General features: G+C 61.5%; 16 protein-coding genes. 12 read left to right on the forward strand and 4 right to left on the reverse strand.

Features of this window, described 5'->3' with window-relative positions; genetic code table 11:
* The first annotated feature begins 1 nt into the window (after nucleotide 1).
* From H0274_RS11175 to H0274_RS11215, 9 genes are all read left to right on the forward strand, one after another.
* Nucleotides 2-1,222, forward strand: a complete 1,221-nt coding sequence (locus H0274_RS11175) for a WcaI family glycosyltransferase (protein ID WP_226795516.1) — start codon at nucleotides 2-4, stop codon at nucleotides 1,220-1,222.
* An 87-nt stretch (nucleotides 1,223-1,309) separates the two neighbouring features.
* Nucleotides 1,310-1,741, forward strand: a complete 432-nt coding sequence (locus tag H0274_RS11180) for a hypothetical protein (RefSeq protein WP_226795517.1) — start codon at nucleotides 1,310-1,312, stop codon at nucleotides 1,739-1,741.
* A gap of 77 nt (nucleotides 1,742-1,818) precedes the next feature.
* On the forward strand, nucleotides 1,819-3,084 hold the full coding sequence (locus H0274_RS11185; RefSeq protein ID WP_226795518.1) for a hypothetical protein: 1,266 nt from the start codon (nucleotides 1,819-1,821) through the stop codon (nucleotides 3,082-3,084).
* Nucleotides 3,085-3,227: 143 nt separating this feature from the next.
* On the forward strand, nucleotides 3,228-4,397 hold the full coding sequence (locus H0274_RS11190) for a polysaccharide pyruvyl transferase family protein (RefSeq protein WP_226795519.1): 1,170 nt from the start codon (nucleotides 3,228-3,230) through the stop codon (nucleotides 4,395-4,397).
* Nucleotides 4,394-4,990, forward strand: coding sequence for an LbetaH domain-containing protein (locus H0274_RS11195; protein ID WP_226795520.1), 597 nt, complete (start codon nucleotides 4,394-4,396; stop codon nucleotides 4,988-4,990). The genes H0274_RS11190 and H0274_RS11195 overlap by 4 nt, the downstream gene beginning before the upstream one ends.
* A gap of 13 nt (nucleotides 4,991-5,003) precedes the next feature.
* Nucleotides 5,004-6,008 (forward strand): nitroreductase family protein, encoded by a 1,005-nt coding sequence (locus H0274_RS11200; RefSeq protein WP_226795521.1) that lies wholly within the window; start codon nucleotides 5,004-5,006, stop codon nucleotides 6,006-6,008.
* Nucleotides 6,005-6,934: a glycosyltransferase family 2 protein gene (locus H0274_RS11205; RefSeq protein ID WP_226795522.1), complete on the forward strand. Its 930-nt coding sequence runs from the start codon at nucleotides 6,005-6,007 to the stop codon at nucleotides 6,932-6,934. The genes H0274_RS11200 and H0274_RS11205 overlap by 4 nt, the downstream gene beginning before the upstream one ends.
* Before the next feature lie 9 nt (nucleotides 6,935-6,943).
* On the forward strand, nucleotides 6,944-8,227 hold the full coding sequence (locus H0274_RS11210) for an MATE family efflux transporter (RefSeq protein ID WP_226795523.1): 1,284 nt from the start codon (nucleotides 6,944-6,946) through the stop codon (nucleotides 8,225-8,227).
* Complete coding sequence (locus tag H0274_RS11215; RefSeq protein WP_226795524.1) at nucleotides 8,224-8,898, forward strand: acyltransferase; 675 nt, start codon at nucleotides 8,224-8,226, stop codon at nucleotides 8,896-8,898. The genes H0274_RS11210 and H0274_RS11215 overlap by 4 nt, the downstream gene beginning before the upstream one ends.
* A 30-nt stretch (nucleotides 8,899-8,928) precedes the next feature.
* On the opposite strand, the gene H0274_RS11220 is transcribed toward H0274_RS11215, so the two are convergent.
* Nucleotides 8,929-10,302: a hypothetical protein gene (locus tag H0274_RS11220; RefSeq protein ID WP_226795525.1), complete on the reverse strand. Its 1,374-nt coding sequence runs from the start codon at nucleotides 10,300-10,302 to the stop codon at nucleotides 8,929-8,931.
* A gap of 266 nt (nucleotides 10,303-10,568) precedes the next feature.
* On the opposite strand from H0274_RS11220, the gene H0274_RS11225 reads away from it, so the two are divergent.
* Nucleotides 10,569-11,726 (forward strand): glycosyltransferase, encoded by a 1,158-nt coding sequence (locus H0274_RS11225; protein ID WP_226795526.1) that lies wholly within the window; start codon nucleotides 10,569-10,571, stop codon nucleotides 11,724-11,726.
* A 113-nt stretch (nucleotides 11,727-11,839) separates the two neighbouring features.
* Nucleotides 11,840-12,751: an LOG family protein gene (locus tag H0274_RS11230; RefSeq protein ID WP_413463480.1), complete on the forward strand. Its 912-nt coding sequence runs from the start codon at nucleotides 11,840-11,842 to the stop codon at nucleotides 12,749-12,751.
* Between the two features lie 112 nt (nucleotides 12,752-12,863).
* Here the strand turns inward: H0274_RS11230 and thiD are convergent, their stop codons facing one another.
* The 3 genes from thiD to glmM all read right to left on the reverse strand — a co-directional run bounded on the left by thiD (nucleotide 12,864) and on the right by glmM (nucleotide 15,274).
* Nucleotides 12,864-13,613: a bifunctional hydroxymethylpyrimidine kinase/phosphomethylpyrimidine kinase gene (thiD, locus tag H0274_RS11235; RefSeq protein ID WP_226795528.1), complete on the reverse strand. Its 750-nt coding sequence runs from the start codon at nucleotides 13,611-13,613 to the stop codon at nucleotides 12,864-12,866.
* Nucleotides 13,614-13,709: 96 nt separating this feature from the next.
* Complete coding sequence (locus H0274_RS11240; RefSeq protein ID WP_226795529.1) at nucleotides 13,710-13,937, reverse strand: DUF1272 domain-containing protein; 228 nt, start codon at nucleotides 13,935-13,937, stop codon at nucleotides 13,710-13,712.
* Nucleotides 13,937-15,274 carry a phosphoglucosamine mutase gene (gene glmM, locus H0274_RS11245; RefSeq protein WP_226795530.1) on the reverse strand — a complete coding sequence of 446 codons (1,338 nt, stop codon included), beginning with the start codon at nucleotides 15,272-15,274 and terminating at the stop codon, nucleotides 13,937-13,939. Before glmM ends, H0274_RS11240 begins: the two co-directional genes overlap by 1 nt.
* Nucleotides 15,275-15,313: 39 nt before the next feature.
* Between glmM and H0274_RS11250 the strand changes: the two genes are divergently transcribed.
* Complete coding sequence (locus tag H0274_RS11250) at nucleotides 15,314-16,627, forward strand: dicarboxylate/amino acid:cation symporter (RefSeq protein ID WP_226795531.1); 1,314 nt, start codon at nucleotides 15,314-15,316, stop codon at nucleotides 16,625-16,627.
* The last annotated feature ends 32 nt before the right edge of the window (nucleotides 16,628-16,659 follow it).

The raw sequence follows: 16,659 nt of genomic DNA on the forward strand, positions 1-16,659 counted from the left end.
CATGCGCCTGTTGTTTCTCGGGCTGAATTACGCCCCGGAAGAGATCGGCATCGGTCTCTATAGCGGTGAGATGCTGCGTTGCTGGGCCGAGGAAGGCCATGAGGCCGAAGTCGTGGCCGCCAAGCCCTATTACCCGCAATGGCGGGTCTGGCCGGGTTTTGGCGGGCTGTGGCGGCGCAGTGTGGAGCATGGTGTGCGGATTACCCGCTGTCCGCTCTATGTGCCGGCCCATCCCACGGGCCTGTGCCGGATCGTCCACCATGTCAGCTTCGCCGCATCCAGCCTGCTGCCGATGATGCGGGGCGCCCGCAAGCGGCCCGATCTGGTGATGACCACTGCCCCTTCGCTGATCGCCGCGCCGGTGGCGCTGCTGGCGGCAAAACTATGCGGTGCGCGCTCCTGGTTGCACATCCAGGATTTCGAGGTGGAGGCGGCGGCGGCCACGGGGCTGGTCGATGGCAGCGGGCTGGGCGCAAGGATGGCGCGCGGGTTCGAACGCTGGGTGCTGCAATCCTTCGACGTGGTAAGCTCCATCTCTCCGCAGATGTGTGCGCGGCTGCTCGAAAAGGGCGTTCGGCCCGATCGCGTGTTCCAGCTGCGCAACTGGGCCGATATTGACGGGATTACGCCGCTGGCGGGGCAATCGGCCTATCGCCGGGAATGGAACATCACCACGCCGCATGTCGCGCTCTATTCCGGCAATATCGCCAACAAGCAGGGGATCGAACTGGTGATCGAGGCCGCGCGGCTGTTGCAGTCGCGCGAGGATCTGACCTTCGTGATCTGTGGGGAAGGCCCGAACAGGGCGCGGCTGGAAGCCGAAGCCGCCGCGCTGCCCAATGTGCGCCTGCACGATCTGCAACCGCGGGAGCGGCTGGGCGAATTGCTGGGCATGGCTACGGTGCATCTTTTGCCCCAGCTGGCGGGCGCGGCCGATCTGGTGCTGCCTTCCAAGCTGACGAACATGCTCGCTTCGGGCCGCCCGGTGGTGGCCACTGCCGACCCCGGCACGGGGCTGGCGGACGAGGTGGACGGTGTCGGCACAGTCACTCCGCCGGGCGACGCGGCGGCATTCGCCGATGCAATCGCCAGGTTGGTGGACGATCCGGAAAGTGCCGCCCGGCTCGGAAAGGCTGCCCGCGAACGGGCGGAGCAGCGCTGGAGCCGGAATGCGATCCTGCGTGGCTTCATGGAGAAATCAGGGGAAATACTTAGATTATAACCTGAATGGTTATTTCATTTTCCTACACCGGGCAAATTTGGTTCTCATGTTCCCGGATCGATTACCGATCCGACAAAGGAGAACTTCATGACTGACCTACCTCCCTCACTCGCGCCTGCCGCATACATCCCTTTCACTGCTCTCGCCTGGCCGTCTGGTGAGGATTCGGTTGCTGTTGGGCCAGATACGCCGCTGCCGGTTACTGCCGCATTCGGTGCCGCTGTCAGCACTCCGCTCGCCGGGACCGCGTCTTCCAGCATGATTGTGGGCCCGTTCACGCCCGATCTCGGTCGTCCGATCTGGCTGACTTTGTCAGGAAGCTGGAGCGGCAGAGTGCAGGTGAAGCGCTCCGTTGACGGAGGCACAACCAAGCTCGCCTTGACCGCTGCCGGGATCAACTGGGGCAAGTTCACCACCAACGCTTGCGAGCCTGTGGCGGAAGAGAGCCAGCAGGGGGCAACCTATTATCTCGACGTCGTTCTGGCTTCCGGCTCGCTGGATTATGAGGTGGCCCAATGAGCGCGCTCGACTTTATCGCGCGGGGTGGCATCGCTCGCGAACGCCGGGAAAACCGCCGCCTTGGGGCGCTCGATCTGTTGGCGAAATCCATCGCGCAGAATTTGCCTCGGGGGCTGCCGGGCCTCATCAACGTGCCGATTGCCGAGAATCGCGCGACATCGACCCAGATCGCCAGTGGGGTGACCTACGGTTTTTCGAATAGCTCTGCTGCCTCGGACTTTCCGCACCACTACAGTTTTTGTGGTGGGAATTGGGAGTGGTATAACGCTACCAAACGCCAGCCGGTTTCGTTCCACTTCGGTAATGGCTCCGATCCTTCCGCCAGCGGCGCCAGTACGGCAGGTGGGATCGTCCGCTTTGCAACATGGGCGAACAAATTCGAGGTGCTTGTCCAAAACTACCTCGGTTTCCGGATCAAGGTGAACGGGAAATATCTGCAGGATGGCATGTATGGCGTGGCGGCCCTTAACGGTGATGCCAGCGGTTTTGACCGATGGTTTCTGTTCGATTTCACCGGCACAGAATTTGCCGGAACGGGCCTGAAGCAGATCGAGCTTTCCAGCACCATCACGCGCTTCGGCGGGGTGCGGGTGCCGGCAGGTTATACGGTGGAGCCCTGGCCGCAGGCCGTGCCGATCCGGGCGGCGTTGTGTGGAGACAGCATGCCTTCCACCTTTTCAGACAGCGCGGATTCCCGCACGGCCCGGCATGGCAACATGGGGGAAATCCTCAAGACGTTGACAGGGATACCCGATCTCTGGATCACCAGCCTAGGCGGTTGCGGGTTTATTTCGGACAGCAGTGGTACAAGATCGACTTTTCTAGAACAGGCGACGTATGATCTTTCGGAGAAGAACTATGATGTCGTCTGGGAAATCGGCGGACGGAATGATGCCCCCTATTATGGCAGCGAAGCTTCTTATCGGGCGCTGGTCGAACAATGGATCGAGATCTATCTGGCGGACAATCCCGATACGCTGATCTTCATGACCGGCCCTCTTTCGGTGACAAGCACGGAAGCTGCCGGAACGGCCATGCAAACCATGCAACGGGCCAAGAAGGCGGCCGCCGCCAAATATCCGCAGAACTGCGCATTCATCGAAACCTGCGGAAATTCCGTGACTGCCGATCCCTGGATCTTCGGGTCCGGAAGGGTGGGGGCCACGGCGGGTGACGGCAATGCCGATCTTGTGCGGGGAACCGACGGCGTTCACCCTTCGGTATTCGGCCATCAATATCTTGCGCATCGTATCGCTACCGAAACCGCCAGGGTCATCCCGCTGCTTGCCTCGCGCATCCGCAACGGCGTGATTCCGATGGTTAATGATGACGACTTGACCTGATCTCTCGAGCGTTGCCCCGACGTCGGCTGACCGATATGGACCGTTCAGCCGCGTCGTGGGCAGCGGTGTTCTGAAAGGCTTTCATGAATCCCTCTGCCGGAAATAAATCTGCTTCCGAATCAAGCCTTAAGGAAATGGTCCAGATGCCAGGAACGAAGCTGCGGATCGGCATTCTCACCTTCCATTTCAGCGAAAATTTCGGGGCTTTGCTCCAGGCCTATGGCCTGCGTAGCTGGCTTGCCGGATTGGGCCACACGGTCGAATTCATCAATTACCATCCCAGCCATGTGGAGGCGGGCGGATCATTCAGCCGCCTGCTGGACCCGCGCGCGCTGAAGGCCAATGCGAAGATCGCCTATCTGAAGCTGACCTCCCTCAGGGAGCGTCTGTTCGGCAATAAGGGGCAGGCCGAAGCATTCGCGGATTTCCGGCGTGGGGAACTGGGGCTGACAGGTGCCCCGCTGCGCGATCTGGCAGAAGTGGAGGCCCATCTGGCGGCCATGCCTGTACCCTATGATCTGATCGTGCTGGGCAGCGATCAGGTCTGGTCCGCCTCGGAACAGCATGGGCTGGATCGTGTCTATTTCGCGGATTTCGCCGTGCCGGAGGGCACGCGGCGGATTTCCTATGCGCCCAGCTTCGGCAAGGCGACTGTCGCGCCCGAATATCGGGACGAATTGCGCCGGATGCTGGCCGGGCTCGACGGTATTTCCTGCCGCGAGGCAAGCGGCGCGGCCATCGTTCGGGAACTGACCGGGCGGGAAATCGCCTGCGTGCCCGATCCCACTTTGCTGCTTGGCGATTTTGCAGCGCTTTCGCGCCAGGCGGACGGGCCGCAGGGGCATGTCTTCTGTTACGCGCTGCGCAGTGCAGGCGGGATTCGGGAAGTGACCGATTGGGTCGGCAAGGAACTGGGCGCGCCCATTCTGTCGCCCTACAACGCCCATCGCCGGTGGAAGGAAATCGGCCAGACCGTTTATCCTTCGCCTGCCGAATGGGTGGCCCTGGTCGATCGCGCGGCCTATGTTGTGACAAATTCCTTTCATGGAACGGTTTTCAGTATTCTCCTGCAAAAGCCCTTCCTGGTGGCCGGTTTGCCCGGCAAACGCGCCGCTCTCAATGAAAGGGCGCTCAATCTGTTGGGCGAACTGGGCCTGCAGGATCGTTTCATCGAGAATGGCGATCTTGCCATGGCTCAACGCCGCTTTGCCGAACCGATCGAATGGGAAGAAGTGAACGAACGCCTGAGGCGCCTGCAACTGGACGGCCGGGACTATCTCGACCGCGAATTGCGAAAGAGCATGGCCGCATGAACCGGGATTTCGCCGAGTTCAAATATCGGAACCTGCAACCCCGGCGGATGCTGCTGCTGCGGTTGGTGTGGGAACTGGTCTGGCTTCTGGCCTTCCGCCCCACGCCGCGCTGGGCTTTGCATGGCTGGCGCCGGACGCTGCTGCGCCTGTTCGGGGCGAAGATCGGCCCCGGCTGCCGCATCGCGCCGACCTGTTTCGTGTGGGCACCCTGGAATCTCGAAATGGGAACGCTCTCCGTTCTGGGCGATCACGTGGACTGCTATTCCATGAACAGGATCAGGATCGGCTCCAAGGTGGCAGTGAGCCAGCGCAGTTTCCTTTGCACCGGTTCGCATGACATAAATTCGCTCAGCCGCCCGCTTGTAACCGAACCGATAGATATCGGAGACCATGTGTGGATCGCCGCGGAATCGATGGTGATGCCCGGCGTTTCGATTGGAGAAGGCGTGGTTGTCGGCGCGCGTTCCCTGGTGACCAAGGACTTGCCGCCATGGACCGTCTGTGCGGGCAATCCCTGCCGGCCCATCCGGCAGCGGGAGATCGGTCCGGCGGAAGTTCCCGGTATTTCACCCCCTGCCGCGCAGGAAGATTAGGATTCGCTTCGAGATGAAACTCTCCAACATTCCTGCCCAGATCGGCAAACTGTCGCTGTTCATCACGGAATATGCGCAGGATATGGCCCTTTATGCCCGCTATTGCGGTATTTCGCCCATGCAGAAGGGCCGCAAGAAGGCCTTCTACAAGATCATGATCGAGACCCATGCGATCGAGAAGGGCCTCTCCCTCGCCAATCCCCGGCATCTGTTCGGACGCGAGAAGATAAATCACATCATGCGGATGGTCCGTTCCTATGGCATCGGATCGGACGAGATTCCGGTCACCATGGCTGTCGGGGCGCTGGAAACCTATCTACAACGGCACCGGGATCTGGGCCTGGCTGACCCTTTGCTCGATGCCATCGAGGCATTTCTTGCCGAACGGAAGGCCGCATCCGCAGCGGGGGGCACGGGCGGTTTGCGCTTCTTCCCCGAAGGCAAGCCGGCGGTTGCCCCAGAACCTGCCGGGCTGCTGCTCAACCGCTTCAGTTGCCGCATGTTCGAAAAGGCCCCCCTGGACCGGGGCAAGATCGCCGATATCGTGCATCTTGCGCAGACCGCGCCTTCGCAGTGCAATCGGCAGGCAACGCGCCTGCATTATTACGATGATCCCGCCAAGGTCAGGGAATTGCTGGCATTGCAGGGCGGTTCCGCCGGTTTTCTCGACGATGTGCCGGGCCTGTTCGTGGTGGCGTTCGATCTCGCCGCCTGGGGCGGGGCGCAGCAGCGCAATCAGGGCTATGTCGACGGTTCGCTCTTCGCCATGACGCTGATGCTTGCGGCGCAGGCCCATGGTGCCGTTACCTGCCCGCTCAACCTCGCCATCCGCCACAGTACGGAACGGCGGATCAAGGCGGCTGGGGGCATCCCCGGTGATCAGCGCCTCGTCATGATGATCGCTATCGGCACGGCGCAAGCGCATGATCTCAAGGCGGCAGCCTCTCCCCGGCGGGAGACGAGCGAAGTGCTGGACTTCGCCTCCGGCCATGCGGCTGCGGACGTCGTGCCCGCATGAGCATTACCGTCGTCGTCCTCACCTATAATGAGGAATTGCACCTTGAACGTGCGCTTCGCTCGGTCGCGTCTTTCGCGGACGATGTGCTCGTGGTGGATTCCCATTCAACGGACCGGACGGTGGAGATCGCTCAAGCCGCGGGCGCGCGGGTTCTCCAGCGCAAGTTCGATAATCAGGCGCGGCAGTTCAACTGGGCGCTCGACAATGGCGAGATAGCTTCCGACTGGATCATGCGCCTGGATGCGGACGAGATTATCGAGCCGGACCTTGCGGCGACCATAAGCGCCACCTTGCCGACGCTGCCGGGCGATGTGGTGGGCATCAACCTCAAGCGCAAACACATCTTCCTCGATCGCTGGATTCGCCATGGCGGGCGTTACCCCCTGCTGATGCTGCGGCTCTGGCGGCGAGGCCATGGGCGAGTGGAAGATCGCTGGATGGACGAGCATGTGGTTGTCTCCGGCGGGCGGACGATCGTGCTGGATGGCGGCTTTGCCGATCATAACCTCCACGACATCGGATATTTCACCGCCAAGCATAACGCCTATGCCACGCGCGAGGCGATCGAAGTGCTGAACCGGCGATATGGGCTGTTCACCACCGATGGCTCCCTCACCGGAGAGAGCGCATCGAGGCAGGCGGCATTCAAGCGTTTCGTCAAGGAACGGATCTACAATGCGATCCCCTTTCCGCTCTCCTCGCTCGGCTACTTCCTCTATCGCTATTTCATCCAGTTGGGATTTCTCGACGGAATGCCCGGACTGATCTACCATTTCCTGCAAGGGTTCTGGTATCGCTTTCTGGTTGGCGCCAAGGTCTATGAATTCGATCTGGTGCTGCGGGGCTGCAGTTCCGCCGGGGAACGGCTGGAGCGGCTGGAACAGCTGACCGGCCACAGGCTGGGTGCAGCAAGTCAGGGCGATTAGGCGAATTCAATGTTGAAACGCCTGTATGGCAAATCGGCCGGCGCGGCCCGCATGCTCAATCTTGTCTTGCTGATCGCCGGTTACGGCTTTGGGCAAGGCTCGATCTTCCTTGCGCAAACCTGGCTCGTGGCGAAGGGCGATCTGACGACGCTCGCCTCGTTTGGCACCCATTTTTCCTTTGCGATGCTGGGCATCCTGCTGGTCGATGCCGGTGGGCTTGTCGCCCTGGCACGGCATGCCTCGCTCGCGCCCGAAGCCGAAAGCGGCCGCGCGGGCTTTGAACACACGATGTGGCGGAAGTTCTGGGAAGTCAGCGTGTTTCGCGCGTTTCTGGCGGCGATGGTGATCGGCGGAATTGCGATTGCGGGCATCGCCGGGTTCATGGACGATTTCTCGTTCCATTATGCTCTCTGGGCGGCCCCGGCCTTCCTGATCTGGTCCATCAATGCTGCAGGTTTTCTCGACGGGCTGAAGCTCAGCGGCATCAGCGGCGTTTCGGGATCCATTGCCTTCATCGCTTCCGCAGTGGGGCTGTTGCTGATCGGGGGCTCTTCCGCATCTGTCGCGGGCACTATTCTGGGCGTGGCCTTCACTGCCGGATATTTGCTGACGGTGGTGGTGCAGTTCGCGGCCCTGAGGGTGGCGGGCTGGCCCCTGCGCTTCGAAAGGCCGGGTTGGGCGGGCATAGCGGCCTCGGCGCGAGACGGTGTGGCTCTGCTGGGCAATACACTGCCGGGGCAGCTTAATTTCCGTATCCAGTTGCTGATAAGCTCCACCTGGCTCGGCATGGGGCCGACGGCGCTGCTGGTCTATGTGAAGCAGATCATTGCCGCAGCGGCGCAATTGATCGGCTTCATCCGGCGGATCGAGTTCCCTGCGCTGGTGCAGCAACTGGCCGGGGATGTGCAGCGGCCGCTTGCCGTCGTGGCGAAGGCGCAGCGGCTGGGCACCTTGCTGGCCCTTGTAATGACCGCAGGCATCATGGTTTGCGGCCTTGTGCTGACCCGTATCGATCATTCGGCATCGGTTGACGTGGGCTGGTATCTCGCCTTGTTCTCGGTCACCGTTGCCACCAGCGCCGTCCTGCTGGGGCTGGGGCAGGGGGTGGCGGCAATGGGCAGGTATAATGCGCTGTTCGTCTGTTCCTCGATTTCCACCGCCGCAGGATTGCTGGTCGGGCTGGCGCTGGTGCAGGAGGCCGGCCTGTCCGGGCTGTTCGCGGGCGAAATCGTGGCCGCCATATTGGGAATATTGCTGTTCGCCAGCGTATTGGGGAAGAAGACACCGAAATGAGAAGCCTGAAGATTGCCTTCCAGCTCGCGATCATGGTCCTGCCCTGGGCCCTGAGGCGCCGGCTGCTCGTCAAGGTCTTTGGCTTTGATATTCACCCTACGGCGCGGATCGGCAAATCGGTACTTCTGCCCCGCAAGCTGCGGATGGCGGAGCATAGCAGGATCGGCAGCCTCACTTTCGGTCACGGAATGGAGGAGATCAGGCTCGATGCCCATGCCATTCTGGGCAGCATGAACTGGATCTCGGGCTTTCCATTGGGGGGCGCGCGCTATTTCCGCGATTTCCCGGATCGCCATCCGATGCTTCATCTTGAAGAGCATGCCACGATCGTCAATCGCAACCTGATCGATTGCACGGACCGGGTGACGGTGGGGCGGTTTGCGCTGGTGGCGGGCAACCGCAACCAGATCCTTACTCACGGTATCGACATGCGGACTTCCAACCAGTCGAGCGCGCCGGTCAGGATCGGAGCCTATAGTATGGTGGGCACCGGCTCGATCCTGTTGAAGGGCTCGGCCCTGCCGGATTATTGTGCCCTTGGCGCGGGCTCAACGCTGCACAAGAACCATTCGCAAACGCATATGCTCTATAGCGGCGTTCCGGCAGAACCGGTCCGGGCGCTCGATCCGGGCCTCAGTTTCTTCAGCCGGACGCAAGGAACGAGCGACTGAACTGCTCGGCGGTGAACTGGCCGGGCACCTTCAAACTGGCGGTGCCCTTCGAGCAGGAGCGGGGCTGCGTCCCCCATTTTGGGCAGGGCGCGGCATTCGCGAGCGAGGAGCCCTGCCGGGTGCGCGAGCGAACGCCCCTTGATATGCCAGCAGGAACAGCGTCTGGAAAAGAATTAGAATGTAAGTTACCGCGAGGGTCCCTCGCGTAATGATTGCTATGTTTGCCAGAAACAGAAGGAAAAAGACGTCAATGCCATTGATCGTCTTTGTGATATTCTTTCTTACATATCCAAACGTAATCGCTAGAAGGAAGGCATAGACCAGTCCTCCGATTATGCCAAAGTCCATATAGCCATCCATAAACCATGGAACGGCAAGGTTTGTATTTCCAAGGCCCTCAGCGTCATTCATATAGCCGACCAGAAGGCCGCTGTTGATGGGCTTGCCGGGCCAGAGGGAGCGGGGGAAGAACGACAGAACGGTCGAGACGAACAAGCCCCCATTTTCATGGCCATATCGTTCGACATAGCGAATGGCGTCGCAGCCCGCTTCCAGAAGGTCGAAATAGGAAATCTCGAAAATGGCACTCTTGCTCGCAAAGAGGTCCTGGATTTGGGAAAACCGGTCAGTGCTAAAGCGCGTGGTGATGTTGAGAACCGGCAGCACGAAAAGGAACGTAAAAGGAATGGCAAGATAGAACCAAAAGGGGTTGAGTATGACCGGCGCCAATGTCGCAAGAACTGGAATCCATGCTCCCAGAAGGAAGAACCTGGCTGTATTAAGCGGGTTGCAGACAAACAGCAGGCAGGCGCAAGCAATCAGGATTGTTCCGGCTTTGCGGATAGGGTTCGGATCTTTTCGAACTACAGTAAAGGTTGCATTTATTGAAAGGGCAGCAATCGTAATAGGGACGATGAAGCCTACATCAGTCGATTCTCGTGCATAGCGCGAGGCGAGCAAATTCCCGACCGAGCCCGAGGCTGCAATCGCAACGAGCGTCAGGAAAACTCCAATCCCGACAAATATGAGAGCGGGCGCTGGCGGCGTATAAAGCGCTACTTTATTTATCGGCGCCACTGACCTTCTCATGAAGAAGGTCAGTGTAATGTATGAAAACAATGCAAGCGCAGAAACTATTATAAAATAATATTCCGGGTATGGAAAACCGCGGCTCATCAAGCTTGTTGGAAAGGCCCAGTCTTCAACCTTCTGCAAGGGAACTATCACGAAAGCGATGAAATATATGATGGAGACTGCGTCGATATAGTCAATGCGTTTGGATGAGGTGAAGCGTGTCGCAAACAGAATTGCAGCGAACATCGGAAATGTAAGTATGACTACTTTGAAATCGCGGGCGGTTAGGGCCGTGAGAAGATAATAGAGAAAATAGAAAGCAAACCGCATATCAAGGCGGAACGAGGAGTGGCCTCCTCGCCTTGGCAGTTCCCTGCGATAATTCGCTGCGGCTCGCGGGTTTCTGATCACGGTCGGTTAATCTCGCTGCGGTCAAACATCTGGCTTCGGCTCATAACACACCGGAGTGACTGAACCATCGGTCAATTCGTGAGCGGTCCGTCAAAGCGTTGTAATGAACGGATGAATAATCCATAGCTGCTCTGTTCCGGCACGGAAAATGCGCTGCCTGCGCAATGATTAGGAATTTGCAGGAAATGTCTGGTCCCCGTATCGGCCTTCTCACCACCAGTGCGAGCCGCGCCGCCGGCGGCGTGTTCGAGGCTATTGTCGCGCATTGCGAGACCTTGCGCGGTCTGGGGTTCACGCCGGTCATCATCGCGCTGGATCAGGCCGAAGGCGGGGAGGATCACAGGCGCCTGGGGGATACCGAGATCGTGATCGTCCGCCGCGCCGCGCCGCGTTCGATCGCTTATGCGCCCGCTCTGGTGCAGGCGCTGCTGGATGCCCGGCTCGATCTGCTGCATCTTCATGGTATCTGGATGTATCCTTCCCATGCTGCGAGCAGCTGGGCGGCCCGCACGGGCAAGCCCTATGTCATTTCACCGCATGGCATGCTCGACCCCTGGATCGTCTCGCGCGGCAAGCTGAAGAAATCCATCGCGATGCTGGCCTATGAGCGCGCCAGCTGGCGCCGGGCGAGCTGCTTCCATGCGCTGACCATCGACGAGGCAAACGATATAAGGGCGATCACCGGGCGGGACGATAGCGAGATTATTCCCAATGCGGTGGAACTGGCGGGGGGCGAAGAACACCGTGCTCCGCGCGCGCTCTATCTTGGCCGGATTCATCCGAAGAAGAATATCGGCGCACTGATCGAAGGCTGGCGCCGCGCCCGGCCGGTGCTGCAACCCCTGGGGGCGCGCCTTGAGATCGCCGGCTGGGGTGCAGAGGAAGACGTGGCGCAATTGCGCGAGCAGATTGCCGCCGATGATCTGGGGGATATCGCCTTCCTTGGGCCGCAATTCGGGCCTGAAAAAACTGCGCTGATCGGGGCGGCGCGTTTTCTTGCGTTGCCTTCCCATAGCGAGGGGCTGCCGATGGCGATCATCGAAGCCTGGGCGCAGGGAACTCCTACCCTTATGTCTCGCCATTGCCACCTTCCCGAAGGCTATGATGCTGGTGCGGCAATGGATTGCGGGACCGATCCCGATGAAATCGCGATTAGCCTGAAAGAGGCGTTCGGCCAGTCCCAGCAGGAATGGCAAGCCATGTCCCAGGCGGCGAGTGACCTCGTCCGCGCCCGTTTCACCCCGGCTGTCGTGGCGCAGCGTTGGGGGCAGACCTATTCGCGATTGCTCGGAATTGCCGAACCGCAGGACGCCGACTGGCGATCCAGCCTCGTCGGGGCCTGAGCGGGGCTCGGGGAGCGCGGGGCGCCGCCGCTTCGGCCTTTCCCGTTCCAACCTTCGCCAATGCCCGCTTCCCAAGCGCGCGCCCTGCTCCTAGGCAAAGCGACAGACCATTAATGCAAGGAGAGGCTCGATTGACTGACGAGCACGATCTGACGGATAGGCGCTTCTACGGCGCAGAGCAGGAAACGCGGTTCGTCGAACAGCGGGCGGCCCGAACGCCGCAGACCCAGCACCCGGCCTATCGCCTGGCTTTCCGCGATTCCGATTTCATCCTGCGCGAGGAACTGCGCCCGATCCGTTTCCAGCTGGAATTGCTGAAGCCGGAAATGCTGATGGACGAGGCGCGGATCGGTTCCACGCTGGTGGTCTATGGCTCCGCGCGCATTCCCGCGCCCGAGGAGATCGAGGCGGTCTTCGCCCGCGCCAAGACGGACGAGGAAAAGAAGGTGGCGGAAAATCTCGCCGCCAAGGCCCGCTATTGCGTGGAAGCCTACAAGCTCGCCCGGATCGTCAGCGAGAAGTCGATCATCGAGGATGGCAAGCGTCAGTTCGTGATCTGCTCGGGCGGGGGGCCGTCGATCATGGAGGCGGCGAACAAGGGCGCGTCCGATGCCGGGGCGGAGTCCATCGGGCTCAACATAGTGCTGCCGCATGAGCAGGCGCCCAATGCCTATGTCACGCCCTATCTCTCCTTCCGCTTCCACTATTTCGCGCTGCGCAAGATGCACTTCCTGATCCGCGCGCGGGCGATTGCGGTGTTTCCCGGCGGCTTCGGCACCATGGACGAATTGTTCGAAACGCTGACCCTGATCCAGACCCAGAAGATGAAGCCGATCCCGATCCTGCTGTTCGGGCGCAAGTTCTGGAACAAGGTCGTCAACTTCGAGGCGCTGGCCGAGGAAGGCACGATCAACCCGGCCGATCTCAAGCTGTTCCACTGGTGCGAAACGGCCGAGGATGCGTGGAAGCACATCCAGAAGTTCTACGACCTGAAAGACCCGTTGGACGAAAGCAGCGACTTTTAGGGCCTTATTGCTTCGTCATTGCGAGTGTAGCGAAGCAATCCAGGGCCCAATGCGTTCAGCCCTGGATTGCCGCGCGGCTGTGCCGCTCGCAATGACCAGTGATGGGCCCGCCTCAGCGAACCGCCTGATGCCCCATCGGCCCATGCCCCGCGCCGAAGCCCGGCGCGGCGATCAGGGCGGCGCGTACGAAGGTGCGGGCGCGGGCGATGGCTTCGTCCAGCGGCAGGCCCTGGCCCAGACCGGTGGCGATAGCGCTGGACAGAGTGCAGCCCGTGCCGTGGGTGTGGCGTGTTTCTATGCGGTCTGAACGCCAGACGAAATCCTCTGCGCCGGGGCGTGCCAGCCGGTCTTCAACCACGGGGCCCTCCGCATCGCCGCCCTTGGCGAGATAAGCAATGCCTCGGTCTGTCATTGTCTCTGCGCCGCCAAGCGCCGCCAGTTCGGGCACATTGGGGGTGGTAAGAGTGGCGAGCGCCATCAACCGCTCGAACCCGGCAATCGTCGCTTCATCGGCGAGCACGGAGCCGCTGGTGGCGATCATCACCGGATCGAACACCACCGGGATCGCCAGCCCTTCCAGCCTCTCGGCCACCACGGCGGCGATCTCGGGCGAGCCGAGCATCCCAATCTTCACGGCATCCGCGCCGATGTCGGACAGGCAGGCGTCGATCTGGGCGGCGACCATGGCCGGCGAGAGCGCCTCCACCATGGTCACGCCCAGCGTATTTTGCGCTGTTACGGCGGTGATTGCACTCATCGCATAGCCGCCAAGCATGGTGATGGTCTTGATGTCGGCCTGAATCCCCGCGCCGCCTGAGGAATCGGAACCGGCGATGGAGAGGATGCGCGGGGGTGTGGTCATATTGTGGGGTTAGAGTTACGCGTTTGCTTCGACAAGCTCGGCATGAACGGGTCTTGTGTGCCCCCGCTCAGCCTGAGCCTGTCGAAGGCCACGCGATTACCCCTTGAACCGGCGTTCTGTAGAAGGCGGATATTTCTCGTGCAATTTCTTCGCCCGCGTCGGCCGGTCGAGCAATTCGCCGCCGCAATTGGGGCAGCGTTCGTCCAGATCCTCCGCACAAGGGGCGCAGAAGGTACACTCAAGGCTGCAGATAAAGGCTCCACCGACCTCTGCCGGCAGGTCCGCGCCGCAGCGCTCGCAATCGGCGCGCATTTCCAGCGGCATCAGACGGCGGCCTCCACTGCGGCGCAGATATCGTCCACCACCTGTTTCACCTGGGCCTCGTCGTCGCCTTCGGCCATCACGCGGATCACCGGCTCCGTGCCGGAGGGGCGGATGACGAGGCGGCCCTTGCCCGCCAGCGCGGCCTCCGCATCGGCAATAACTGCCTGCACCGCTGCGTTCTCCAGCGGCTTGCCGCCCGAATAGCGGACGTTCTTCAGCAATTGCGGCACCGGGTCGAACAGATGGAGCAATTCGCTGGCCTTGCTGCCCGTCTGGACCAGAGCGGCCAGCACTTGCAGCGCGGCCACGCAGCCATCGCCGGTGGTAGCGTGATCGAGCAGGATCATGTGGCCCGACTGTTCGCCGCCGACATTATAGCCACCCTTGCGCATCTTCTCGAGCACGTGGCGGTCCCCCACCTTGGCGCGGAGCAGGTCCAGCCCCTTGCTCGCGAGGAAGCGTTCGAGGCCGAGATTGGACATCACCGTGGCCACTACGCCGCCGCCGCGCAGCTCTCCGCTTTCTGCCAGACGGCTGCCGATCAGCGCCATGATCTGGTCGCCATCGACGGTCTGTCCCTTTTCGTCGATCACGATCAGCCGGTCCGCATCGCCATCCAGCGCAATGCCGATATCCGCGCCTTCGGCCACCACGCGGGCCTTGATCGCATCGAGGGAGGTGGAGCCGACGCCATCGTTGATATTGAGGCCGTTGGGCTCCACGCCCATGGCCACCACTTCCGCGCCCAGTTCCCAGATCGCGCTGGGGGCCACGTTATAGGCTGCGCCATTGGCGCAATCGACCACGATCTTGAGGCCATCCAGCCGGATGTCGCTGGGCAGGGATTGTTTGATCGCATGGATATAGCGGCCGCGCGCATCCTCGATCCGGCGGGCGCGACCGATCTGGTCTCCCTGGGCAAGGGGGATGTCTTGCTCCATCGCCTTTTCGATGGCCAGTTCATCCTCGTCCGACAGTTTGAAGCCATCCGGGCCGAACAGCTTGATGCCGTTATCGGCAAAGGGGTTGTGGCTGGCGGAAATCATCACGCCGATATCTGCCCGCATCTCGCGCGTGAGCAGAGCCACTGCAGGAGTGGGCAGGGGCCCCGTCATAATCACATCCATGCCCACGCTGGTGAAGCCCGCGACCAGTGCGGTTTCCATCATATAGCCGGACAGGCGCGTATCCTTGCCAATCACCACGCGGTGCCTGTGGCTGCCGCGCAGGAAATGGCGACCTGCGGCCTGCCCCACTTTCATGGCGGTGGCTGCATTGAGCACGCCGGCATTGGCCCGGCCGCGAATGCCATCGGTCCCGAAATATTTGCGCGTCATCGAGGTTCCTGAAATGCCTTTACCTGCCCCCAGATTGCCATGCCGCTTTGCGCCGCTAATGTCACCCGAGGCAAGGGCATTCTGCGTGGGGAAGTGATGGAGCATCGTGAGGCACAGGCTGGTTTCGAGGCGCTGAAGCTGCCCGTGTGGTGGACGTTCGGCGGGCTTGCGATCGGGCTGGGGCTGGGCGTCCTGCTCGGCGGCTCAGCCATCGAAACCCCAGTGCTCGACATTACGGAAACTGTCGGCAATCTGTGGCTGCGCGCCTTGCAGATGACGATCATCCCGCTGGTTGCTGCGCTGCTCGTCACCGGCATTTCTCGCATGGTGGAAACCGCAAGCGCGGGGCAGATGGCGCGGCGGACGATCTTCACCATCTTTGCCGTCCTTGCTTGCGGCACGCTGTTTTCCGCCCTGGCCACACCCCTTTTGCTGGAGGCTTTCCCAATTCCGGTCTCCGCCGGGCAGGCGCTCGCCGTTGCTCAGGGGGATGAGGTACAGGCAGTGCCGGGGATCGCCGAATTCATCCGCTCGCTGGTGGCGCCTAATCTGTTCGCTGCGGCAGCGGAGAATGCGATGCTGCCGCTGGTGCTGTTCTTCGCCTTGTTCGGGGTGGCCGTGGCGAAACTGCCCGATGGCCAACGCCAGGTGATGGCAGGCTTCTTCGCCGCGCTGGGCAATGCGATGCTCATCATCATCGGCTGGATCTTGTGGCTGGCGCCGGCTGGTGTCTTCGCGCTGGCCATCGGCGTCGCCGCGCGGGCAGGGGCCGGAGCGTTCCTGGCGCTGGGGCATTACATCCTCGTGGTGGCGAGCATGGGGGTGGCCGTACTGATCGCGGCCTATCCGCTGGCGCTGCTGGCGGGGCGCAAGAGCCTTGGCGAGTTCGCCCGCGCCATATTGCCTGCGCAGGCCGTGGCGATTTCCACGCAAAGCTCGCTGGCCAGCCTGCCCGCCATGCTCGCCGCTTGTCGACAGCTCGGCATCAGGGAAACAAGCGCGGATTTCGTACTGCCGCTGGCGGTCGCGATTTTCCGGGCGACCAGTCCCGCGATGAATCTGGCCGTGGCGATCTATGTCGCGAAGTTGACGGGCGTCCCGCTGACGCCTGCCACTCTCACGGCGGGCGCTGCGGTGGCGCTGGTTACGACCATCGGATCGGTCAGCCTCCCGGGCACGATCAGTTTCGTCGCCTCGGTCGGGCCGATTGCACTGGCAATGGGCGTTCCCATCGGGCCGCTGGCCCTGCTGGTGGCGGTCGAAATGCTGCCGGACATCGTCCGAACATTGGGAAATGTGTCAATGGACGTGGCTGTGAGCGCTTCTGTCGATCATACACGATCTAAAGATTGAGCGGAAAAAGCGGCACCGCTAAGTGGCTCGGG

Origin of the sequence: Fulverythrobacter ferritrahens (assembly GCF_020539485.1) — a bacterium.
Classification (GTDB): Bacteria; Pseudomonadota; Alphaproteobacteria; order Sphingomonadales; family Sphingomonadaceae; genus Andeanibacterium; species Andeanibacterium ferritrahens.